Annotated in this window: 19 protein-coding genes and 1 riboswitch; of the genes, 3 read left to right on the top strand and 16 right to left on the bottom strand. The window is 37.3% G+C overall.

All coding sequences use genetic code 11. The features are described 5' to 3' along the window. Positions 1-55: 55 nt before the first annotated feature. The 3 genes from galT to LC095_RS09065 form a co-directional block, all read right to left on the bottom strand. A complete protein-coding gene (gene galT / locus LC095_RS09075; RefSeq protein ID WP_226527891.1) occupies positions 56-1,588 on the bottom strand; it encodes a UDP-glucose--hexose-1-phosphate uridylyltransferase in 1,533 nt (510 codons plus the stop codon). A 158-nt stretch (positions 1,589-1,746) separates the two neighbouring features. Beyond that, entirely contained in the window at positions 1,747-2,736 is a 990-nt protein-coding gene (gene galE / locus LC095_RS09070) for a UDP-glucose 4-epimerase GalE (RefSeq protein WP_226527889.1), read from the bottom strand. A gap of 19 nt (positions 2,737-2,755) precedes the next feature. Then, a complete protein-coding gene (locus LC095_RS09065) occupies positions 2,756-3,931 on the bottom strand; it encodes a galactokinase (RefSeq protein WP_226527887.1) in 1,176 nt (391 codons plus the stop codon). A 231-nt stretch (positions 3,932-4,162) separates the two neighbouring features. On the opposite strand from LC095_RS09065, the gene LC095_RS09060 reads away from it, so the two are divergent. Further along, positions 4,163-5,017, top strand: coding sequence for an AraC family transcriptional regulator (locus LC095_RS09060; RefSeq protein WP_226527885.1), 855 nt, complete (start codon positions 4,163-4,165; stop codon positions 5,015-5,017). Positions 5,018-5,163: 146 nt separating this feature from the next. On the opposite strand, the gene LC095_RS09055 is transcribed toward LC095_RS09060, so the two are convergent. The 7 genes from LC095_RS09055 to LC095_RS09025 all read right to left on the bottom strand — a co-directional run bounded on the left by LC095_RS09055 (position 5,164) and on the right by LC095_RS09025 (position 12,464). Then, entirely contained in the window at positions 5,164-5,724 is a 561-nt protein-coding gene (locus tag LC095_RS09055) for an ECF transporter S component (RefSeq protein ID WP_226527883.1), read from the bottom strand. 325 nt (positions 5,725-6,049) lie between these two features. Beyond that, positions 6,050-6,181, bottom strand: a riboswitch (FMN riboswitch). 178 nt (positions 6,182-6,359) lie between these two features. After that, a complete protein-coding gene (locus LC095_RS09050) occupies positions 6,360-6,614 on the bottom strand; it encodes a hypothetical protein (RefSeq protein WP_216775067.1) in 255 nt (84 codons plus the stop codon). 72 nt (positions 6,615-6,686) lie between these two features. After that, complete coding sequence (locus tag LC095_RS09045; protein ID WP_226527882.1) at positions 6,687-7,598, bottom strand: NAD(P)/FAD-dependent oxidoreductase; 912 nt, start codon at positions 7,596-7,598, stop codon at positions 6,687-6,689. 370 nt (positions 7,599-7,968) lie between these two features. Further along, positions 7,969-8,874 (bottom strand): SDR family oxidoreductase, encoded by a 906-nt coding sequence (locus LC095_RS09040; protein ID WP_226527880.1) that lies wholly within the window; start codon positions 8,872-8,874, stop codon positions 7,969-7,971. A gap of 91 nt (positions 8,875-8,965) precedes the next feature. After that, positions 8,966-10,264, bottom strand: coding sequence for a hypothetical protein (locus tag LC095_RS09035; protein WP_226527879.1), 1,299 nt, complete (start codon positions 10,262-10,264; stop codon positions 8,966-8,968). 173 nt (positions 10,265-10,437) lie between these two features. Beyond that, positions 10,438-11,187, bottom strand: a complete 750-nt coding sequence (nfsA, locus tag LC095_RS09030) for an oxygen-insensitive NADPH nitroreductase (protein ID WP_226527878.1) — start codon at positions 11,185-11,187, stop codon at positions 10,438-10,440. Between the two features lie 68 nt (positions 11,188-11,255). Beyond that, complete coding sequence (locus tag LC095_RS09025) at positions 11,256-12,464, bottom strand: MFS transporter (RefSeq protein ID WP_226527876.1); 1,209 nt, start codon at positions 12,462-12,464, stop codon at positions 11,256-11,258. A gap of 376 nt (positions 12,465-12,840) precedes the next feature. Between LC095_RS09025 and LC095_RS09020 the strand changes: the two genes are divergently transcribed. Beyond that, positions 12,841-13,119: a spore morphogenesis/germination protein YwcE gene (locus LC095_RS09020; protein WP_051475795.1), complete on the top strand. Its 279-nt coding sequence runs from the start codon at positions 12,841-12,843 to the stop codon at positions 13,117-13,119. Between the two features lie 48 nt (positions 13,120-13,167). On the opposite strand, the gene qoxD is transcribed toward LC095_RS09020, so the two are convergent. The 6 genes from qoxD to LC095_RS08990 all read right to left on the bottom strand — a co-directional run bounded on the left by qoxD (position 13,168) and on the right by LC095_RS08990 (position 19,228). Beyond that, the gene (gene qoxD, locus LC095_RS09015) at positions 13,168-13,452 is read right to left on the bottom strand and encodes a cytochrome aa3 quinol oxidase subunit IV (RefSeq protein ID WP_078432068.1); all 285 of its coding nucleotides are present in this window, start codon (positions 13,450-13,452) and stop codon (positions 13,168-13,170) included. Between the two features lie 2 nt (positions 13,453-13,454). After that, positions 13,455-14,051: a cytochrome aa3 quinol oxidase subunit III gene (qoxC, locus tag LC095_RS09010; RefSeq protein ID WP_026563027.1), complete on the bottom strand. Its 597-nt coding sequence runs from the start codon at positions 14,049-14,051 to the stop codon at positions 13,455-13,457. Positions 14,052-14,053: 2 nt separating this feature from the next. After that, positions 14,054-15,997, bottom strand: a complete 1,944-nt coding sequence (qoxB, locus tag LC095_RS09005; RefSeq protein ID WP_226527875.1) for a cytochrome aa3 quinol oxidase subunit I — start codon at positions 15,995-15,997, stop codon at positions 14,054-14,056. A gap of 113 nt (positions 15,998-16,110) precedes the next feature. Next, positions 16,111-17,055 (bottom strand): cytochrome aa3 quinol oxidase subunit II, encoded by a 945-nt coding sequence (qoxA, locus tag LC095_RS09000; protein ID WP_226527874.1) that lies wholly within the window; start codon positions 17,053-17,055, stop codon positions 16,111-16,113. Positions 17,056-17,381: 326 nt separating this feature from the next. After that, positions 17,382-18,362: a nuclease-related domain-containing protein gene (locus LC095_RS08995; protein WP_226527873.1), complete on the bottom strand. Its 981-nt coding sequence runs from the start codon at positions 18,360-18,362 to the stop codon at positions 17,382-17,384. Between the two features lie 404 nt (positions 18,363-18,766). Next, on the bottom strand, positions 18,767-19,228 hold the full coding sequence (locus LC095_RS08990) for an SRPBCC family protein (protein WP_226527872.1): 462 nt from the start codon (positions 19,226-19,228) through the stop codon (positions 18,767-18,769). Between the two features lie 384 nt (positions 19,229-19,612). Between LC095_RS08990 and LC095_RS08985 the strand changes: the two genes are divergently transcribed. Continuing rightward, entirely contained in the window at positions 19,613-21,805 is a 2,193-nt protein-coding gene (locus LC095_RS08985; protein WP_226527871.1) for a DNA topoisomerase III, read from the top strand. The last annotated feature ends 50 nt before the right edge of the window (positions 21,806-21,855 follow it).

Here is a 21,855-nt window from a genome sequence, read left to right as displayed (position 1 = left end):
GGGGATTACTAGCATCATTGACACATTTACGATATCTTATACCAGTAACCCACAATTATTTTAAAGAAGTTTGTAATTGCTGTACAAAGCGCTTAAATCCTTGTTGTCCGGCTTCATCCTGCTTGAATACTCCTGCATGCTCTAGAATGGTTGCAAAAACATGTCCTACTTCTTTTAACAGCACCTCATACACAATGGCTTCTGTTAGATCTGGGTATTTCTTATATACCTGTTTCGCCCATTCATAATGTTTGTTAATTTCGTCATCTTTTTCAATCTTATCTAAGCCATCTGCTTCAACTAAGAATTCTGCTAGTTTTTTGAGCTCATCCAGTAGTCTTCCAGGCAATACAGCTAATCCCATTACCTCGATTAAGCCGATATTTTCCTTTTTAATATGATGAACCTCTTGATGAGGATGAAAAATTCCAAAAGGATGTTCATCACTAGTTCGGTTATTTCTTAACACCAAATCAAGTTCAAAAAGGTCGCCTCTTCTTCTGGCAATCGGTGTGATCGTGTTATGTGGAGTTTCGCCGGAAAAAGCGTGTATATCTACAGTCTCATCACTATAGGACTTCCATTCCTGTAATATATCATCTGCTGCTGCAATTAAGTCCGCTTGATTATTTCCTTGCAGACGCAGCACAGACATCGGCCACTTCACAATAGCGAAATCAATCGATGGATATTTATTTACAGAAAAAGAATACATTTTTTCTGCTACTTCCATCGGGAAGGTATGATGCCCCCCCTGGAAGTGATCATGACTTAAAATAGAGCCTCCAACAATCGGTAAATCTGCATTTGATCCAAGAAAATAATGAGGATACTGCTCAACAAAATGCAGAAGCTTTTTGAACGAGTCTTTGGAAATCTTCATCGGCTTATGTTCACCTGAAAAGACAATCGCATGCTCATTGTAATACACATATGGTGAGAACTGTAGAAACCATTGTTCATCATCCAGTGTAACAGGAATAATGCGGTGATTTTGTCTTGCCGGGTGATCCAAACGACCTGCATATCCAACATTCTCTTTACATAAAAGGCAAGCAGGGTACTCACTTTTTTGCATGTTTCTTGCTGCCGCAATGGCAACAGGATCTTTTTCTGGCTTTGACAAATTGATTGTCATTTGCAGATCACCATATTCCGTACCAACAAGCCACTTTTCATTTTTCGCTATGCGGTCAGTCCGAATATAATGAACATCCTGTGAAAACTGATAAAACCATTCTGTTGCTTGTTTAGGTCCGCCCTGAAAGACAAGTTCATCAAAGCGACGTATGATTTCCCCTTGTGAAGGAACAAGACAGCCCATTATTTTTGTGTCAAATAAATCACGGTAGGTAACAGTGTTATCTTCGATAAGTCCCTGTTCAGCAGCCCAATCCAATATTGTTTCTAAAATGGGTACAGGAGAATCCGGTACTTCCTTATCAACTGTTACAGCCTTCACATCAGAAAGCTGTAACACCTCTAAGATTTTATTGCGGGCTAAATCCACGTCCCAGATTGTAATAATTTCCTTTTTCAAAGCAAATTGAAGTAATCTTTCTATTTCAGCATCAATATGAATAGACATGGTATACACCCTCTCGTCTTATATCAAAAGCGCAAGCGCCTTGTTCAGCCTCGGGCAAATAAGACGATTTAGAATAGAAGGTGTTCTTTGCCTTCAATTCTAAATTGGCTAGACCCTAGAGGTGCTAGGCGCTGGAGCTGGATGTCACAAAAAGAAATTTAGTTTTGATAGCCTTTAGGATTCTTTTGAAACCAGTTCCAGGCGCTTTCAATCATTGTGTGAAGATCTGCATATTTAGGTTTCCAACCAAGCTCATTGATCGCTTTTTCGGATGAAGCAATTAATACAGCCGGGTCACCTGCACGACGTGGCGCAACTTCAGCAGGGATTGGATGACCTGTTACTTTTCGAGCTGTTTCGATCACTTCTTTTACCGAAAAGCCGTTTCCATTTCCAAGATTATACGTAGCACTTGTATGATCTTTACGCAGCTTTTCAATCGCTAAAATATGAGCATCCGCTAAGTCTGTCACATGAATATAATCTCTTATACATGTGCCATCTTCTGTGTTGTAGTCATCACCAAAGATCATGATTTTCTCACGATCTCCCAATGCTACTTGTAAAATGATTGGGATCAGGTGTGTTTCCGGATCATGGTCTTCACCAAGTTTTCCTTCCATATGAGCACCTGCAACATTGAAATAGCGAAGAACGACATATTTTAACCCGTATGCCTGTTCACTCCACTTCAGCATTTTTTCAACTGCAAGCTTTGTTTCACCATATGGATTTGTTGGAACAGTAGGATCTGTCTCAACGATTGGAATATTTTCTGCCTCACCATAGGTTGCAGCCGTTGATGAAAAGACAATTTTCTTTACACCAAACTCTTGTATCACCTTTAAAAGGCACATTGTTCCATACACATTGTTTTCATAGTATTGAAGTGGTTTTTCAACACTTTCGCCTACTAGTGAATCAGCAGCAAAGTGGATGACTGCTTCGATATCATTTTCTTGGAAAACGTTTTTTAAGAATGCTTCATCACGTAAATCACCGTTGTAAAATTTCACTCCTTCTAAAACAGCCGGTAGATGTCCCTTTTGAAGATTATCAACCACCACAACCTCTTCATTTCGATCTAACAGCTCGGAAACCGCGTGACTACCGATATATCCTGCTCCACCGCAAACTAATACTGCCATCTTTTCATCCTCCAATTGTTTAGTTCATGTTTATTTCTTTTGCTCCATCGCCAACATTCGCTACGTAAAAATCAGCCGTTAATCCTGTTTTTTCGTTATAGCGTTTGCCTACTTCTTGAATGAATTCTTCAATCTTATCATTTTTCACAATTGATACTGTACAACCTCCAAAGCCTGCTCCTGTCATTCTTGAGCCAATGACACCTTCTTGGCTAAGGGCTGCTTCTACTAAAGTATCAAGCTCAAAACCGGTTACCTCATAATCATCTCGTAAAGATGTGTGAGAATCACACATTAATTGACCAAAACTTTCAATATCACCTTGTTGAAGTTTTTCAACTGCTAGAATCGTTCTCGCATTTTCATAAACAGCATGTTTTGCACGCTTTTGATCAACTTCGTTTTCAATTAAATGGCGATGTTGTTCAAATTGCTCAGGTGTTAGGTCGCCAAGAGATTGAATCGATAATTCCTTTTGCAATTGTGAAAGAGCACGTTCACATTCTGAGCGTCTTTCATTGTATTTCGAGTCTGCAAGTGTTCTGCGTTTGTTTGTGTTGGCAATAACAAGTGAAGCATCCTCAAGAACTATCGGGCTATATTGATAGTCAAGCGTTTGACAATTTAACAAGATCGCATGGTCTTCTTTTCCCATTCCGATTGCAAATTGATCCATAATGCCACAGCTAACGCCGATAAATTCATTTTCTGCATGCTGACTCATTTTAACAAGATCCACACTGCTGAACGTTGTTTCCAAGATTGATTGTAAAGCAACTGCTGTAACAAGTTCAATAGATGCTGAAGAGGATAATCCTGCACCATTCGGGATATTACCGTAGTATAAAATATCAAATCCTGTATTTAGCTGATTGCCTCGATCTGTGAACTCTTTCATCACACCTTTTGGGTAGTTGGCCCAATCATGCTCTTTTTGAAGTTCAAGCTGCTCTTGAGTTGATAGTTCAATGATTCCTACATTTGGAAAATTGACTGAGTACAGACGAATAGATTGGTCATTTCTTGGTGCAACTAATGCGTATGTCCCAAACGTTAACGCACATGGAAACACATGACCTCCATTATAATCTGTATGTTCTCCTATTAAATTCACTCGGCCTGGCGCAAAAAAAGTGCGTACAGGCTGATCTGTGTTGAATATCTGTTTAAATTGTTGTAGTAATTGTTCTGTCATTGGAAATCACCCTTCATCTCGCGTTTTTGTTTGTGATAACGTTATCTTTATTGTAAGTTCCATTTTTACCTGGAACAATGGTAAAATTATTTTATAAATTAGCACTTATTTGCTTAGAAGTTTCATTTAAACACAATGAATATAGCTATATTTAATACGTTTTACGATCATACTTCAGTCTTTTTTTGCTCACCTCAACAAAAAAGGGTAAGAAAGGGGGATTTTTTTGCTATGGAAAAGAAAAAGGGCGCAATTGTTTTTCGGTTTAATGAGCCTAATGTGAACAAAGTTGCACAAATTTGGTCTGTTGGTTGGGATGAACAGGATTCTTCTATTTATTCTTGGAGCGGTACGGAAAGAAAAGACCAAGATAAATACATTTTTCAATATACGTTATCAGGACATGGTGAAATCAATATTGATGGAAAGATTCATCAACTAAAAGCAGGTCATGCGTTTATTGTGAACAGTCCAAGCAACTATCGTTATTATTTACCTGAACAATCAACAAAATGGGAGTTTCTCTATTTAACCTTATACGGAAACGAAGCAAAGCGTTGTTGGGAGCAGGTAAAAAAATCCGACAACCAGGTTGTTCGCTTCCATCCAGAGTCAACGCTCATTAAACTGCTTAAGCAAATTTACGATGATTCAATCGAAAAAAAAATAACCAATGCCTACCATGGCTCAAGCATTGCCTATCAATTTTTAATGGAATTATCTTTATCCTTAAAAACAGTGGATAAATTTATGGAGGATTGGTCAGAAGGAATTATAAGCGCTGTTTTATTCGCCCAAAACTATTACCAGGATGATATTGGAGCAGAGGAAATGGCAGAGGCTTCAAAATTATCAAAGTATCACTTTACAAGATTGTTTAAAGAAGAAACCGGGACAACCCCTATTCAATATTTAACAAATATTCGCTTACAAAAGGCCATCGAGCTTTTGCAGCATACAAGATATACTGTTGATGAAATTGCACAATTAGTTGGTTATAAAAATGCGAATTATTTAAATAAGATCACCCGCAAGCTTACCGGGAAATCACCAGGGGAAATTAGGCAAGAGAGACATACTGTTTAGGTTGATTCACATGTTATCGTTTATAAACTTTTAATAAAAGATGCAAAAAAGCGGCCAATCCTGCAAAATTTATCTCGTTTCCCTGATGATAGCTTTTTCGGCAAAAAAATAGTCCCCAGTAAATCACTGGGGATGCCATAGTTCTTTTATGCAACTTTCGTCATCCAACTTTTAATCCGGACAAATACCAATACAAACATAGTTGACATCAGCACACCTTTTATTACATTAAACGGTAATATTGCAGGTATAACTAAACTGCGCATATCAGGTGCCTGCAGGAAGTAGGTATATGCTGGAAGAATAAATAAATAGTTTAATATACTCATAATAATCGCCATTGAAAGTGTTCCAACCGCCAGAGCAATCATCATTCCTTTTCTCGTTTCCATTCTTTTATATACAAAATACGTAGGTAAAATAAAGACAACTCCTGCTAAGAAGTTTGCGATGTGACCAACAGGCACTCCAGTTGGACTCCCCATCATTAAGAAATTAATGATATTTTTAATTAAAACGACTAAGACACCTGCCACTGGACCAAACATAATGGTTGCAATGAGCGCAGGAATGTCACTAAAATCAATGAATAAAAAGGTAGGAAATAACGGCAACGGGAAAACTAACAGCATTAATAAATACGATATACTGCTAAGCATTGCAACTGAAGCCATTGTTCTTACACTAAATCTTTCTGTTCTAATCATTTGTCTTCTCCTCCATTGATCCATCGCGTTTGGAAGAGGTGTTCGCAAGTAAGATACCTTACGCGGCTACGAACAAAAGCGCAAGCGCCTTGATCAGCCTAGGGAAATAAGACGATTTAGAATAGAAGGCGTTCTTTGCCTTCAATTCTAAATTGGCTAGACCCAAGAGAGGCTAGGCGCTGGAGCTGGATGTCGAAACTTATCCACAGTTCAAGAAATTTATAATTTCCTAAACGATAGAAAACTCCCTCACAAATATATGAGGGAGTTACGAAGGCATCCTAAATAAACGTTCATCTTGTCATTTTTTAAACGTTAGCTGAACCTCCATCTTCTCCCATCCAGACTATACTGTCGGCTTTGGAATCGCACCAAATCCTGCCTAAAAGGCTCGCGGGCTTAAAGAAAGTTTCTTAATACCGCCGATCGGGAATTTCACCCTGCCCCGAAGATAGATCATTATTTTGTTTATGTCTTCATTATACAGAAAACTTCATATTTTAAAAGATATTTGCATTTTATTCCTAGATATTCACTTGGTGTAAATTTTCTCTTTTTTCTTATCCGATCATCCATAAAAATTTTATGCTTTCTAATAGTATAAAATAAAGGCGTGTGACGTAACGACTCTTCTCTCAATTATTTAGATCTATTTGAATGGTCCCTTTTTGATGCATAATCGTCATCTTTGTTCCAGGTGTCATGATATTTTCTAAAATATCCTTAGCCGCTTGCAAGGCAAATTCGATTCTTTCCAGCTTCTCTGTCACTTCTTCAGATTGGGTGATTGGGTATTCAGAAAGCTTTTCTGTGTAGTCAAAAGACTTTTGATGATATTCAGCCAGTTTCTCATAGACTTCATCGTACAATTCCTCAATTTCCTTTTTCAAGTCCAACCTCTCCCTTATTGATTCCTATTCTCTCTATGATACAAAACATCATGAAGAAGGAAAACAGAGATTTCACTTATTATTTTTCAATAGTCGTTTATGAATCCATATCGCTGCCTGACATCCGTCTGCCATCGCGATCGTCACTTGCTCTGAGTGGGCAATAAGATCTCCTGCTGCCCATACATTTGTTATATTTGTTTCCTTTGTTCGAGGATCTACAAGGACATGTTTGTTTTCAAGCCTCTCTACTCCTAATTGTTTTGCAAGCTCCGAATGAACAGCATTTCCGCCAAATCCGATAAATCCTTTATCACCATGAACGATTTGTCCATTTTTTAATGTCACACCTTTAAAGTCGGATTCATTTTCAGTGATAATCCCATCAATCTCTTCATTGATAACAGCTATGTTCTTTTGCTTAAGCTCATTTAATAATGGCGGCTCTATTCCTCCATCATGATTAATGAACGTAATCTTGTCTGTCCAATAAGTAAGAGTTATCGCTAAATTTGCACCTGTTTTCCCTGATCCTAACAGGAGAACATGCTGATTCCTTACCTCATAGCCATCACAATCCGGACAAACATAGATGGAAACACCTAAACACGGGTTTATGTTTTTAATCTCGGGTATTCGATCTTTTATTCCTGTGGATAACAAAAGTGTTGTGGATTCATACATTTTACCTGATTTCGTTTTCACCGTTATTCTTTCTTGATCTTTCTTTGCTTCGATAACATAATCTTTTATAAATTCAATTCCATATTGTGATGCTTGTTTCTTCCCTAATTCCCTAAGGGTTTCACCACTTACACCATCCGGCCATCCCAACATATTATGATAGCCTCTGCATAAGTTTGACCTTCCATCTTCAGAATCAATTACTACTACCTTATGCATATATCTCCCTAATTGAATAGCCGCCTGCAAACCGGCTATTCCTGCCCCAACGATCAAACATTCATATGTATTCTTTGACATCATGACACGTCCTTTGAAGTAGATACTACTTATCGTGCGTCAAATTAAAATTGTTCATTCAAATATAAAAGGACCTTTTTATAATCGGTCTCCTCAAATACTTCAAATTTTATTTTTCAATTGTGGATAACTACGCTTTCATTTGCGAATTGTTGATATTTTTTGAGGTATTTACCTTTTATAACGTAAAAATTTAGATATTAACAGCTTATTATCCAGTTAACAACAACTTATCCACAAAAGTTATCAACATATCCACAATTTCTATCCACATTTTGTGTGGGTACATTCGTTCGCCACAATATATATAGGACTATTATCTCCTATAAACAAGTTATTCACAGGGCGTTTTTTCGTAACTAAGTTCTCCTTACGAAGTACGAAATTGACCTCCATTTACGTGTAATACCTGACCTGTAACATAGCGTGAATCATCTGATGCAAGATACACATATGCAGGTGCAAGCTCAAAAGGTTGCCCCGGTCTTTTCATTTCCGAATCAGAACCAAAGGTTGATACATTTTTCGCTGAAAAACTCGCCGGAATTAACGGAGTCCAGATCGGACCAGGTGCTACACCGTTCACCCTTATTCCTTTATCCACAAGTGATAAGGATAAAGATCTTGTAAATGTTGTGATCGCTCCTTTTGTTGCAGAATAATCAATTAAAGTTTTATTTCCTTCATACGCTGTTACGGATGTTGTATTAATGATGGAGCTCCCCTTTTGTAAATAAGGCAAGCATGCTTTTACCATGTAAAAAAAGGCAAAAATATTCGTTTTAAACGTTCTTTCCAGTTGCTCGGCCGAAATATCCAAAATACTTTTCTGTACAAATTGTACAGCATGATTATTTACCACAATGTCCAAGCGGCCAAAGGTTCCAATGGCCAATTTTACAACTTCATAAGACGTTTGCTCCCGGGACAGATCTCCTGAAAATAATAAGCATTTTCCACCCAACTCCTCAATTCTGTGCTTCGTTGTCCTGGCATCTTGATGCTCATTATAATAAGGAATGACAACTGCAGCTCCCTCTTTCGCAAATGCATAAGCAACTGCTCTTCCGATCCCACTATCCCCTCCTGTTATAATCGCCACCTTATTCTTTAACTTTCCACTTCCCTTATACCCTTCCCATTCTGATATCGGCGGAGGATTCATTTCATATTCAAAACCAGGTTGGCGATTTTGATGTTGCGGAGGAAATACAATCGGCTGCATCTTTGTTTGTTGTTTTTGGCCATAATACGGATAAACAGGATATGGATACATGAACGGCCCTCCCTCATTCAATTACTTCGCTTAACCCTATTCACAAATAGCTTGTAAAAATAACAAAAATCCTAAAGAAATGATTATTTCCTTAGGATTTTCCAGTAAATCTTTTTATAATAAATGAAACCACTATAAGAAAGAGCGAACAAACAAACATTGTAATAGCCACAATACTCAAGCCTATTCCATACCATGGATTTGTCAAAAATCCAACAACAAAGCTGCCAACAAACGTAAGTACAGAAAGAGCAAGACTAATCAATGAAGGCAAATAAACTCTCCCCGATCTTCTCTTGGCAACCAGGATCAGTCCGACAAAAAAGAGAAAATAGTACACGGCAATAGCTTGTTCACTTAACAAAAAATCTATTGTCTTAGGAATAATATACGTTTCACTTGAGACAGGAAGTCCAAGATCAATTAACTCCGGCTTTACATCACCCTCGAGAGAGACTGACATTAATTGAAATTCTTCAGGTTCATCAGGCCAATTTTCATACTGTAGAAATGCAATATGATCTGCCTTATGCAAAAAGACCGGTGACTGCACATTGGCTTGTAAATCTGTTAACTGCTTCACTTTATTACTTTCCACATTTTTTAAGAACAATTCATAATGAAACAAGCTACTATTCTTTGATTGCTCAGTTACTGCTGTATAAGCGAGTAAACTTCCATCTTCGGAAAAAACAGAAGAATACATATCACCACTGACTTGTGCAACAGGTGTTTCGGTTTTTTTCTTTAAAGAATAGGCAACAGGCTGTTCATTACTTTCAAATAAACCATAATACAAGGTTTCTCCATCAGTCGAGATGGACAGGTTATTCATTGAAAAATGGTCTTTATCTGTCAGTTGTTCAATTTGACCACTTGCACGATCTACTTGATAAAGATCATACCCTTCCTTTGTTTCACCTTCTAATTTTCCTACCTCAGAGGCTAGCATTGCAGTAAAGAATATTGTCTCATTGTCAGAGGCGAAGACAGCATCTGTTACGTGAAGACCATCCAGCGTTAATCTATTTGCGTCACTTCCATCATGATTCATAACTGTAATAGTTTGAATTCCTTGATCATCCTCTGATAAAAACAACAGTTCTTCTCCATCATGTGAAAATTTTGGCGAATGGGATCTTCCTTCTATTTTCTCACTTAATCTAGTAACATTAGATCCATCCAGATTTGACATATAAATGGCTTCATGTCCATCTAAAAAGTAAGAAAAAGCTAATTGTGAATCATCTGGGGCTATATCAAATTCCTGTCCCAGGCCTGTATAAAAACGATATGGGTCTCTGTCCTGTAGAGTTTGGTACAGGATTGAACCGATCATGAGCAGCAGACTTACCACTGTAAAGATTATGAGTATTCGCTGTTTTTTCACCAGTTCTCAACTCCTTCCTTTTTTATCCTATGCAACGGAACGATCTCACTTGTACACAAAGTGAAAATCCACTTTTAGCCAATTATACTATATTTACTAGTAACTGGATTGTTTTAAGGGGAATTTATTAAGACGAAAAAGCCAGATGCAAAAGCACCTGACTATAATGGAATTTACCGCTTATTAAATCCTTTTTTCTCCACAAATTCTTTCATATACATTCTAGTCGGTCTAGATAATAAGCGTGCCATTTGACCAGTCCATGTGTCTTTTCTTTCTCCATTTGTACGCTGTTCATAATACGCAGAAATTTGTTGATCATATTCTTTTAGTTGACTTAAATAGCTTGTCTGATCTTGCTGATACTCATCTTCATGGTACACATGTTCAAACGGCAGTCTTTGTTTTTGATCCGGCTCCTGTGCCGGGTATCCCACTGCAATACCGAAAAGCGGCAAAACATGTGAAGGCGTTTTTAATAAACTCGACACTTCAGATAGTTGGTTTCTTAAACCTCCAATATATACCGCTCCAAGCTCCATTGATTCAGCAGCTAGCACAGCATTTTGCGCCGCAAGAGCCGCATCAATTACAGCAACCATAAACTTTTCAGTACTCTCGAGGATTTCACTCGCATCCTGATGATATTGGTCAGCAATTAACTGATGTCTATGTAAATCTGCACAAAAGACAAAGAAATGGCCATTTTCTGCTACATAGTTTTGCCCTCCGGCTAACTCTGCTAATTTCCGCTTTTTCTCATTATCTTTCACACCAATTATAGAATATGCCTGAATATAGCTTGAAGTTGATGCAGCTTGGGCACTTTGAACAATCAGTTTAATCTGTTCATCTGATAATGTTTTATCCTCAAATTTGCGGATGGAACGATGATTTAAAATCGTTTTAATCACATCATTCATTGTTGCCGCCTCCTTTTTTCTATTATAAAAAGGATAACTCTTTTTTCGTTCATTACATACTGATTTGCTTATACTAATTCTTTTTGCTTCGTTTCTTCGCCAAGCAGCAGGACAGCTAATGCCCCAATAATAATTGATATGGCAAAAATGAGGAAGATAGTGTTGATAGAGTAATCAGCCGCAACAAAATAGCCGACAACTAACGGTCCCAAAATACCTCCAACTCTACCAAATGATGCAGCTAATCCTGCGCCGGTACCGCGCACCTCTGTTGGATAGTGCTCAGGTGTGTAGGCATAAAGCGCACCCCACGCCCCAAGGTTAAAGAATGATAAAAAGATACCTGATGTGAGTAATAATGGTAAAGTATCAGCATTTCCGAAGAAATAGGCACTAAGAGCTGTCCCTATCAAGAACGAAATGAGAACAAACTTTCTTCCTGCACGTTCAATTAGATAGGCCGCAAGAAAATAACCCGGCAGCTGTGCAAGCGTCATAATAAGAACATACTGAAAACTTTTAATTAAGCTAAACCCTTTTAACACCATCACACTTGGTAACCAAAGAAACATACCGTAATAAGAAAAAACAACACAAAACCATAGAATCCAAAGCATAGTTGTTTGCTTAACATAAGGCTTCGCCCACACTTTCGCTATTTTTGTGAACGAGGATTCTTTTTGTTTTATCATCCCAACCGCTTGAAATCTTGGAGAGTCCGGGAGTTTCATTCTTAAATATAATGCATAGAATGCTGGTAAAGCACTTAATAATAGTGCAGCTTGCCAACCGTAAGTTGGAATAAAAAAATAAGAGATAAGTGCAGCAATTAACCAGCCGCCAGCCCAAAAACTTTCTAATAAAACAACAACCTTTCCTCTCTCATTGGCTGGAACACTCTCAGACACTAATGTAGAGGCAACCGGAAGTTCTCCTCCTAAGCCAGCACCGATAAAAAATCGTAAAGTAAGAAATAGTGCATATGATGTGACAAATGCAGACAGTCCACTTCCCACCGAGAATAGTAATAGGGTAACAATAAATACTTGCTTACGACCAACTTTGTCAGCCATTAATCCAAACACTAAAGCCCCTACAGCCATTCCGATCGAATTCATACTGCCTATCCAGCCCATTTGAGATGAAGTTAAATTCCATTCCACTTGTAGAGCAGCAATGATGAACGAAAGGATTCCAACATCCATGGCATCAAACATCCATCCTAACCCCGCTATGCTCAGAAGCTTTCGTCTTGAAATTTCTTGAGTTGTGTTCATGTAATCCACCTTTCATTAAGGTCTTTTCCAAGTCAAATTCATGTTTCATCTTTTTCACTCAGGGAAACGTATAAGTAGATACACAAAAGTGCATGAAATGGTAAAGGAAACACGACAAGGATCTTAGGAAAACCCGAATTTTAAAAACTAACGAAGCATATACTATTTTACTCTCCACCTTCACTTATACGCTATACAAATTCTTGTCGTCAATTCATATTGCTTAACATGCCAAATTCTTTTTTACTCCATGCACTTTTCTCTTTATTTCTTATTGGCAAGTGTGTTATATTAAATGCAACAAAAAGTTCACAAATTATTCTTTTTTTAGACACAGACTTGTAAACGTAATCAATGTTAAAGGAGCGTGTCAAATATGGATGTATTTTTCGCTTATTTATTAATAGGAACAGCCACACCATTGTTTTTATGGAAAGAAAATAAAAAGCTAGCTATCTTACAAGTGCCACTTATTATTTTAATGTGGACAACATTAGTTCTCTATATGTACTCTGATTTCGGAACAGGCCACCTGGTATTTGGGGCAATGTTCATCTTTAATATCGTTGCAGCCCACTTAACTGTCCTTTATGTCCTTTGGAAATCTGAACTACCGGAATTTTTACAAAGCAGATCTGAAGATTATTTGCATTAATAAGAAAAGGGTATGACTCTCATCTAGAGTCATACCCTTTTTTACTTTTTAGCCCATATCCCAAACCATTGCTAGAAGTGTACCAAAAATAGTTACTAATGCAATGATTACTCCGTAGTAGATGTTTGTATAAATTGCCGCTTTGTCTTCAGTTTCTCCTGCGTGCATGAAGACAACAAGCTGAAGACCAGCTTGTATGAATGCTGTGACAAGAAGTACAGTCATTCCTACTTGAAACGACATATCAAAGAAGTAAACACCAAGTGCAATGACTGTTAGGACTAATGAAAAAACAAATCCCATAACTTGTTTAAGAGGAAATAATTCGCTCATGTTTACATCATTCCTTTCAGATAGATGAAGCTGAAGATAAAGATCCAGACTACATCTAGGAAATGCCAATACAGTGAAAAGATAAACGATTTATTCGCTGTTTCCGGAGTTAAGCCACGCTTTTTCACTTGCATGACGATAAATAATCCCCAGAAAAACCCGAGTGTTACGTGGGCACCGTGCGTTCCTAATGTTGTCAATAAGATTGACGTAAAGGCACTTGCTCCGATACCTGCTCCTTCATGAGCATAATGGATAAATTCATAGATCTCAATGCCTAAGAATCCTAATCCAAGAATAAGTGTAAGAATAAAGAAATTGATCATCGCCTTTTCTCTGCCAAGACGCATGGCATGAATACCAAGACCAATTGTAAAACTACTTGTTAAAAGTAAGAATGTTTCAAAGATAACAGGCGTAATAACGAAGATTTCAGCTCCATCAGGGCCTGAACCTGTACGGTTATATAATGTAAAATAGGTTGCGAAAAGTGTTGCGAAAAGCATGATTTCCGCACCAAGGAAAATCCAAAACCCAAAAATCTTTAATCGATTTTCTTCTGTACTATATTCTAGTGGAAGCGAGTTATCAATTTTCAAGTTTAAGCACCTCGCAATTCTGATTCAGTTTCTTCTACTTCTTTAGCAGGAATATATCGACCATGATCTTTTTCAAACGAACGAAGAGTCATAAAGACGAATATTCCAATCGTTGTAATAATTGCCGGAATCCATAGGCTAAAGATCAGCGAGAAGCCCCATGCAAAGAAGAAACAACTCATAATGAATGGCATACCACTGTTATTAGGCATATGAATTTTTTCAATTTTACCATTAAATAGTTCATGACCATGTTTCTTCGCATCCCAGAATGCTTCACTAGTTTTTACTTCAGGTACAATCGCGAAGTTATACTCTGGAACAGGAGTGTGTGTAGCCCACTCAAGCGTACGCGCATCCCATGGATCTGAACCGATGTTTCTTGGTGCATAACGAATGCTGTAATAGATGTTATACACAATTAAGGCAAATCCGATCATCATAATTGCAGCTCCGACAAATGAAACCATATTTAATGGACCGAATCCAGTTGATTCTGAATATGTGAAGCTACGACGAACTTGACCATCTAAACCAGTAATATACATTGGGATAAATGCTAGCACGAATCCGATAGAAAGTAACCATGCTGTCCATTTCCCAATTTTTTCGTTCAACATAAAGCCGAACATTTTTGGCCAGTAATATGTTAATCCAGCAAGCATAGCATAAACTACACCCGGAATAATAACATTATGGAAGTGAGCAACTAAGAACATTGTATTATGGTATTGGTAGTCAGCTGCAGACATCGCAAGCATAACCCCTGTTACCCCACCTAATGTGAAAAGCGGAATGAAAAGCATTGAATAAAGCATTGGTGTTGTCATGCGAATCTTACCTTTTCGCAGCGTGAACAGCCAGTTAAAGATCTTAACACCTGTCGGTACAGCAATCGCCATTGTTGTAATAGAGAAAATACTGTTTGTAAAAGCACCTTGACCCATTGTAAAGAAGTGATGTGCCCATACTAAGAAAGAAAGAAGTGAAATTAACACCATAGACCAAACCATTGACTTGTAGCCGTATAGGTTACGTCCAGAGAATGTTGAAATAATCTCACTGTAAAGACCAAATGCAGGTAAAATCAAGATATATACTTCAGGATGTCCCCATACCCAGAAAAGGTTCGCCCAAAGCATATCCATACCACCGTTACCCAATGTAAAGAAGTGAGTACCAAATAGGCGGTCCATTGTTCCCATCGCCAACGCTACTGTTAAAACAGGGAAAGCGAAAACGATGATTAAGTTTGCAATAAGAGCTGACCATGTGAACATTGGCATCTTCATTAAAGTCATACCAGGTGCTCTCATTTTCATGATCGTGGTTATAAAGTTAATACCCGTCAAGAGGGTTCCGATACCGGCGATCTGTATCGCAATCATATAATAATTCGTTCCAACAGATTTACTGAATTCCTCACTAGCCAGTGGGAAATACGAAGTCCAACCTGCGTCAGGTGATCCACCTACAACGAATGAAATGTTAAATAACATAGCTCCCATAAAGAACAACCAGAAGCTTAATGCATTAAGACGTGGAAATGCAACATCACGCGCTCCAATTTGGAGTGGAACAACCAAGTTCATGAAGAACATGATAAACGGCATTGCCATAAAGAGAATCATCACAACCCCGTGAGTTGTAAAAATCTCATTATAATGCTGTGAATCTAGTAATGTATTATCAGGAACGGCAAGCTGTGCACGCAACATAATTGCGTCAACGCCACCGCGGAATAACATAACTAATGCAGAAATTAAATACATAATACCGATACGCTTATGGTCAACAGTCGTTAACCATTCACGCCATAAATAACCCCATTTTTTAAAGTATGTTAATCCAGCAAGGATGGCAATTGTTGTTAATCCAATCGCAACCATTGATGCATAGATCGCAAAACTTGGATGAGGCACGGCAAAACGATCAAAGAAATCCATACGTTTGTGACTCCTTTCGGAATTGAATTATTTTGTAAGAAGAAAACTGTGATCGAACCCGGTTTTCTTCGTAAGGTAGTAAGCTACATTAAGCTTGGTAAAAGCCAAATTTTCTAATGATTCATGTGTTCATGCTCGGAATGAGTCATGTCCTCATGTTCTGAATGATCCTCATGTGATTCTTCTGTTTCTGTATCTGCGTCAGAAGCTTCTTCTTCCTCAGCCTCACCATGATGATGTTCATTTGGAGGTGAGAATTCTAAATGAGTTCCCGTGTATGTTAATTGCCCAAGATGTCCAGGCTCTAACAACTCTGTAAATTCTTGTTTTGTAAGTGGGTCAGCTGTTTCTTTTACTTCGTCAACCCACTCATCAAAGTCTTCCTGTGACATAGCTGTTACATTAAATGTATTTGCAGCAAATCCTTCACCACTAAAGTTTGAATTACGTCCCATATACTCGCCTGGTGCATCTGCAGCAAGATGAAGTGTTGTAATGTGATCATTCATCGCATATTTTTGTCCACCAAGCTGTGGAATCCAGAAACTTGTAATCGGTCCATGTGAATATAACTTAAATTCAAGCGGACGATCAGTTGGGATATATAAGTAGTTAACTGTTTCAATGTTTTCCTCAGGATAGCTAAAATGCCATTTCCAGTTAGAAGATGATGCATAAACAACTAAAGGCTCTTTATCCCCGTAACCTTCAGGCTTTGCCTCTACGATATAGTTACTTTGAACAGATACAAAAGAAAGGTAAGCAACGATTAAAATCGGTACACCAACGCAAATCGTTTCAACCCATATATTCCCGTGAATATGAGGTGGCTCATAATCTGCAGGTTGCTTAGAAGCACGATATTTCACTAGCATGTAAATTAAAAGTCCAAATACAGCAAGAACAATAAATAGCATGATACCCATAGTTAATAGAATGTCACTTGCTAGTCTTTCAGCCTGAGGCCCCTTTGGATCCAAAACCAATAACGGCTCACATCCAGTTAAAACAGCAGCAATTGTTAACATCATTGCAAACAAAGACCATTTTAATTTCATAAAAGTACTCCTTTCTTTATCGCATAGACTCAACAGGATCTATACTTTAGTTAGTTTGACTAACATGTAGTTTAAATTGTTTTGAACTGCTTTTGTGAAAAATTGAACATAGTGAAACTCACACATACGAATGTCACAATGTTCTTTACCCACATCATAGCAGAGGACTAACCTGAAATTTACTTCTTTTAAGATTTGTCATGCAACGTTCAACGGTTGATCACGATTTTGTAATACTTTCTTCATAAAACGTTCACTTTTTTGGAAAAGATATTGCTTACATGGGTGGGTAGAAGATATAGAGGTAAAATTGGGATTGTGTGAAATTAACAATTTTGGAATTCTTTAAACGTTAATTCGTAGGTTTTACCTTTTGTTATACCTGAAGATGGCAATTTCATCGATCTTAGTATTCTTGAGACTAGAAAAGGTGAAGAGATCATTAAAAATTCTCTTGCGTGTTTGTTGGATATCTGTGATCCATATAAAAGATAATAATCTTTCAACGCTTGAACATGTGCATCTTTTTCACTTATTTTACATTGTTCACAATACCATGCTCCATTAACTCTTATCATAGGAAGATGGCTACACCCTGAACAAATGACTCCTTTACCTACTTCTGTCGAATTTATTTCATACTGATCAAACACTGAAGTATCTAAAGGTGCATGTTCTTTTAAAAGCAATCTAGTTATTTTCTTTATATCTTTTGATGATAACATGTCTTTTGGATAGTTTCTTTCTATTTGATTGATTCGAGTGCTTAGATAATAGCGGTTTGCAACAATTTGATTGATGTTTTGATGTTTTGGAGACGTTTGGATAATGGCATTGGGGTGGCTGACAACAACTAGCGGCACAATAGGAATCTCTGGAATTTGCTTATTAGTTAACCATTGTCTCAGTTGAAGTATTTGCCTCTTAATTTGAGTGATTGGATCAGGAAAGACTGCTTCCTCTCCGTTATGAGTTCTTATTAGTTGGTGAAACTCTTGATCGAAGAAAAGTGTACCAGTAATATTTTTCACTTCTATTATTAAAATGAATTTTTGAGAAATAACAAGTGTATCTATCTGAAAATAATGATCGGATATATTTAACCTCAAATCATGAAAGATAAAGTACTCTTTTTCATCCAAGAAACTCAAAGGGTAGTTTAATGACAATTCACCTTGGTAACCTGAACTTCTTTTTGCTAAATTTTCTTTTATTAGGAGGTACTTTGGATGTGTAGTTGGAATTCTTCTTAATAATGCTTCTAATTTTAGGTTTATTAGAGGTACTTTTCTTTTTTTAACAATCATTGTACTATTCCACCTTTGTAAGTGACATGCTTTGTACCATTATAAATAGGTTCACAGATTTTTGGTAACTTTTAAAACTGGATATTAGCTGTGTCTTCGTGGGGTGGTGCCTGATTTTGTTCAGTTTAATTACAGATTTTCCACTTTTATAAAGGTAATTTATTATTTTAGTAATAAACTTTTGAATTGGATCTAAAAAGTGGGGCTATCTTGCTTTTGACTAGTCATTTTAGTTCTGCACCTGTACTTAATTTTGCAGGGTTCGCCTCGTTTTTTGCAGCTTTGTCTGTATTTTTGCAAGCCTACTGCTCTTTTTTGCAGCGTAAGAGATTATTCTTGCAAATCTTCCAATTTTCTTGCAGTCAACTTTCGAGCTGTATCTAACCTAATAAAAAGGGCCGCAATCAGCGGCCCACTCTCTCTTCAGCAATCTTCTTAATATACCGATTTCTCTTAATTAAAAATTCTTTCATATACTGCTCTAAAAACAGTCGGTCTGCAAGTCTACCAAAGAAGCCGAAGGGCGAGGTGTAATCAAAAGTATCGAGCATCAGGGTTCCGTTTTCTTTTTCAATAAATTCGTGGACGTGGTAGAAGCGTTTGAAGGCTCCTTTTTCCATTTCGTCGACGAACCGGTTGGGGAAGTCGAGTTCAGTGATTCGGACTGTTAAGTTTTGCTTAACCCCAAAGTGTACAGCTTCCCATGTAACGGTTTCGTTTAAGCCAATGAGACCGCTTGTAACACCGCCGATGGCACGTTCATTTGTTTGGCTTGTGGACTCGGTATGAATATCAATATCACGTGCAACATCGAAGCAGATGTTGCGCGGTGCATATATAAACATATCTGTTTTAATAATTGGCACGGTGGATCTTCCTTATCTTTAGCGTTTCACAATTGTTATTCTTTAAGATTTATCTTTTCATATAGTTTGCGACGTCACATTTTGATACCTTACTATTTTGATTCTTTTTGCGTTTTTCCTGGAAGGCAGTCATTTTCTCGGTGAGCACATTTCTAGAATACACTCAATATGAACCAACGTCAAAGGAGCTTTATTATTGATCATCTAAGGAGAAGGAAGTCAGAAGTTGGAGATAACACATCAACAAATTATTGTATATAGAAAGAAAAAATTTACAACATTACTATTTTTATTGAAGATGAAGTTCTCCAAAAGATGTATAAGTAGTTTCCGCCTTACCTATGGTATATTAGACGATACATAGTTAGTAAAGGAGTTCGACAAATGGTAAAAAGTGTAGTAATTGCTGAAAAGCCTTCCGTGGCACGTGATATTGCAAATGTATTGAAGTGTACAAAGAAAGGGAATGGTTTTTTAGAGGGCAACAAATATATCGTCACCTGGGCGCTTGGGCACTTAGTAACTTTAGCAGATCCTGAAGTATATGATACTAAATATAAAACATGGAATTTAGAAGATCTTCCTATGCTTCCGGAAAGATTAAAATTAGTTGTCATCAAACAAACCGGAAAGCAGTTTAATGCTGTAAAATCGCAGTTAAATCGTAATGATGTTAATGAAATTATTGTAGCAACCGATGCAGGGAGAGAGGGAGAATTAGTTGCTCGCTGGATCATTGATAAAGCGAAAGTTCGTAAACCAATCAAACGTCTTTGGATTTCCTCTGTAACAGATAAGGCTATTAAAGATGGATTTAATAACTTAAAGCCTGGTAAAGCTTATGAAAATTTATATGCTTCAGCAGTAGCACGTTCTGAGGCTGATTGGTATATCGGTTTAAATGCAACTCGTGCATTAACAACAAAATTCAACGCTCAACTCAACTGCGGACGTGTACAAACACCAACAGTGGCAATGGTTGCGGCGCGTGAAAATGAAATAAAAGATTTTATACCTCAAACGTATTATGGCATTGAAACACAAACAGATGGACTTAAATTAACATGGCAAGATGCGAATGGTCATAGTCGCAGCTTTAATAAAGAAAAGATCGATGCCATTGTTAAATCACTAGGTCATCAAGATGCTACAGTTGTTTCTATTGATCGTAAAGCAAAGAAAACATTCGCACCTGCTTTATATGATTTAACAGAGCTACAACGTGACGCCAACAAAATCTTTGGTTATTCGGCTAAAGAAACATTAAATATTATGCAAAAATTGTACGAGCAACATAAAGTGTTAACATACCCTCGTACTGATTCACGTTATTTATCTTCAGATATTGTCGGTACGCTTAAAGAACGTTTAAAAGCATGTGGTGTAGGTGAATACCGTTCTCTTACAAACAAAATATTAACAAAGCAAATTAAAGCGACAAAAGCATTTGTAGATGATAATAAAGTAAGTGATCACCATGCTATCATCCCAACTGAAGGTTATGTTAATTTCTCATCTTTTACAGATAAAGAACGCAAGATATATGACCTTGTTGTCAAACGATTCTTAGCTGTTTTATTCCCTGCCTTTGAATACGAGCAGTTAACAGTACAAGCAAAAATAAAAAATGAAACATTCATTGCTAAAGGGAAAACAGTCATTCATGCCGGTTGGAAAGAAGTATACGAAAACCGTTTTGATGATGAGGAATCAACTGATGATGTAAAAGAGCAATTATTACCTCGTCTTGAAAAAGGTGATGTCTTACAAACAAAATTAATTGCTCAAACATCAGGCCAAACAAAGCCACCAGCACGCTTTACTGAGGCTACTTTACTTTCAGCAATGGAAAACCCTACAAAGTACATGGAAACGAACGATAAAAAGCTTGCAGATACTTTAAAATCAACTGGTGGTCTTGGTACAGTTGCAACTCGTGCCGATATTATTGATAAACTATTTAATTCATTCCTAATCGAAAAACGTGGTGGAAAAGAAATCTATATCACGTCTAAAGGTCGCCAACTACTGGACTTAGTACCGGAAGAATTAAAATCACCGGCAACAACAGCTGAGTGGGAACAAAAGCTGGAACTAATTGCTAAAGGAAAACTAAAAAAAGATATTTTCATCAATGAAATGAAAACACACACAAAAGAAATTGTCGCAGACATTAAAGCAAGCAACAAAAAATATAAACACGACAACATCTCAACAAAGTCTTGCCCGGATTGCAGAAAACCAATGTTGGAAGTGAATGGTAAGAAAGGCAAAATGCTTGTCTGCCAAGATCGTGAATGTGGTCACCGTAAGAATGTATCACGTGTAACAAACGCCCGCTGCCCGCAGTGTAAAAAGAAAATGGAACTACGTGGTGAAGGAAAAGGACAATTATTCGCATGTAAATGCGGATATCGAGAAAAAATGTCTGCATTTGAAGCAAGACGTAAAAAAGAGTCTGCAGGAAAAGTTGATAAGCGAAGTGTCCAAAAATATTTAAAACATCAGGAAAAAGAAGCTGAACCTTTGAATAACGCCTTTGCTGATCTATTAAAAGGATTTAAAGTAGACAAATAAAATAAAAAAAGCTGAGAACCATACTCGATTCTCAGCTTTTTCCCATTTTT

This window comes from Metabacillus niabensis (assembly GCF_020524345.1).
Taxonomy (GTDB): Bacteria; Bacillota; Bacilli; order Bacillales; family Bacillaceae; genus Metabacillus; species Metabacillus niabensis_B.
The sequence above is the reverse complement of the archived record's forward strand: the minus strand, read 5'-3'. Positions and strand labels throughout refer to the sequence as shown.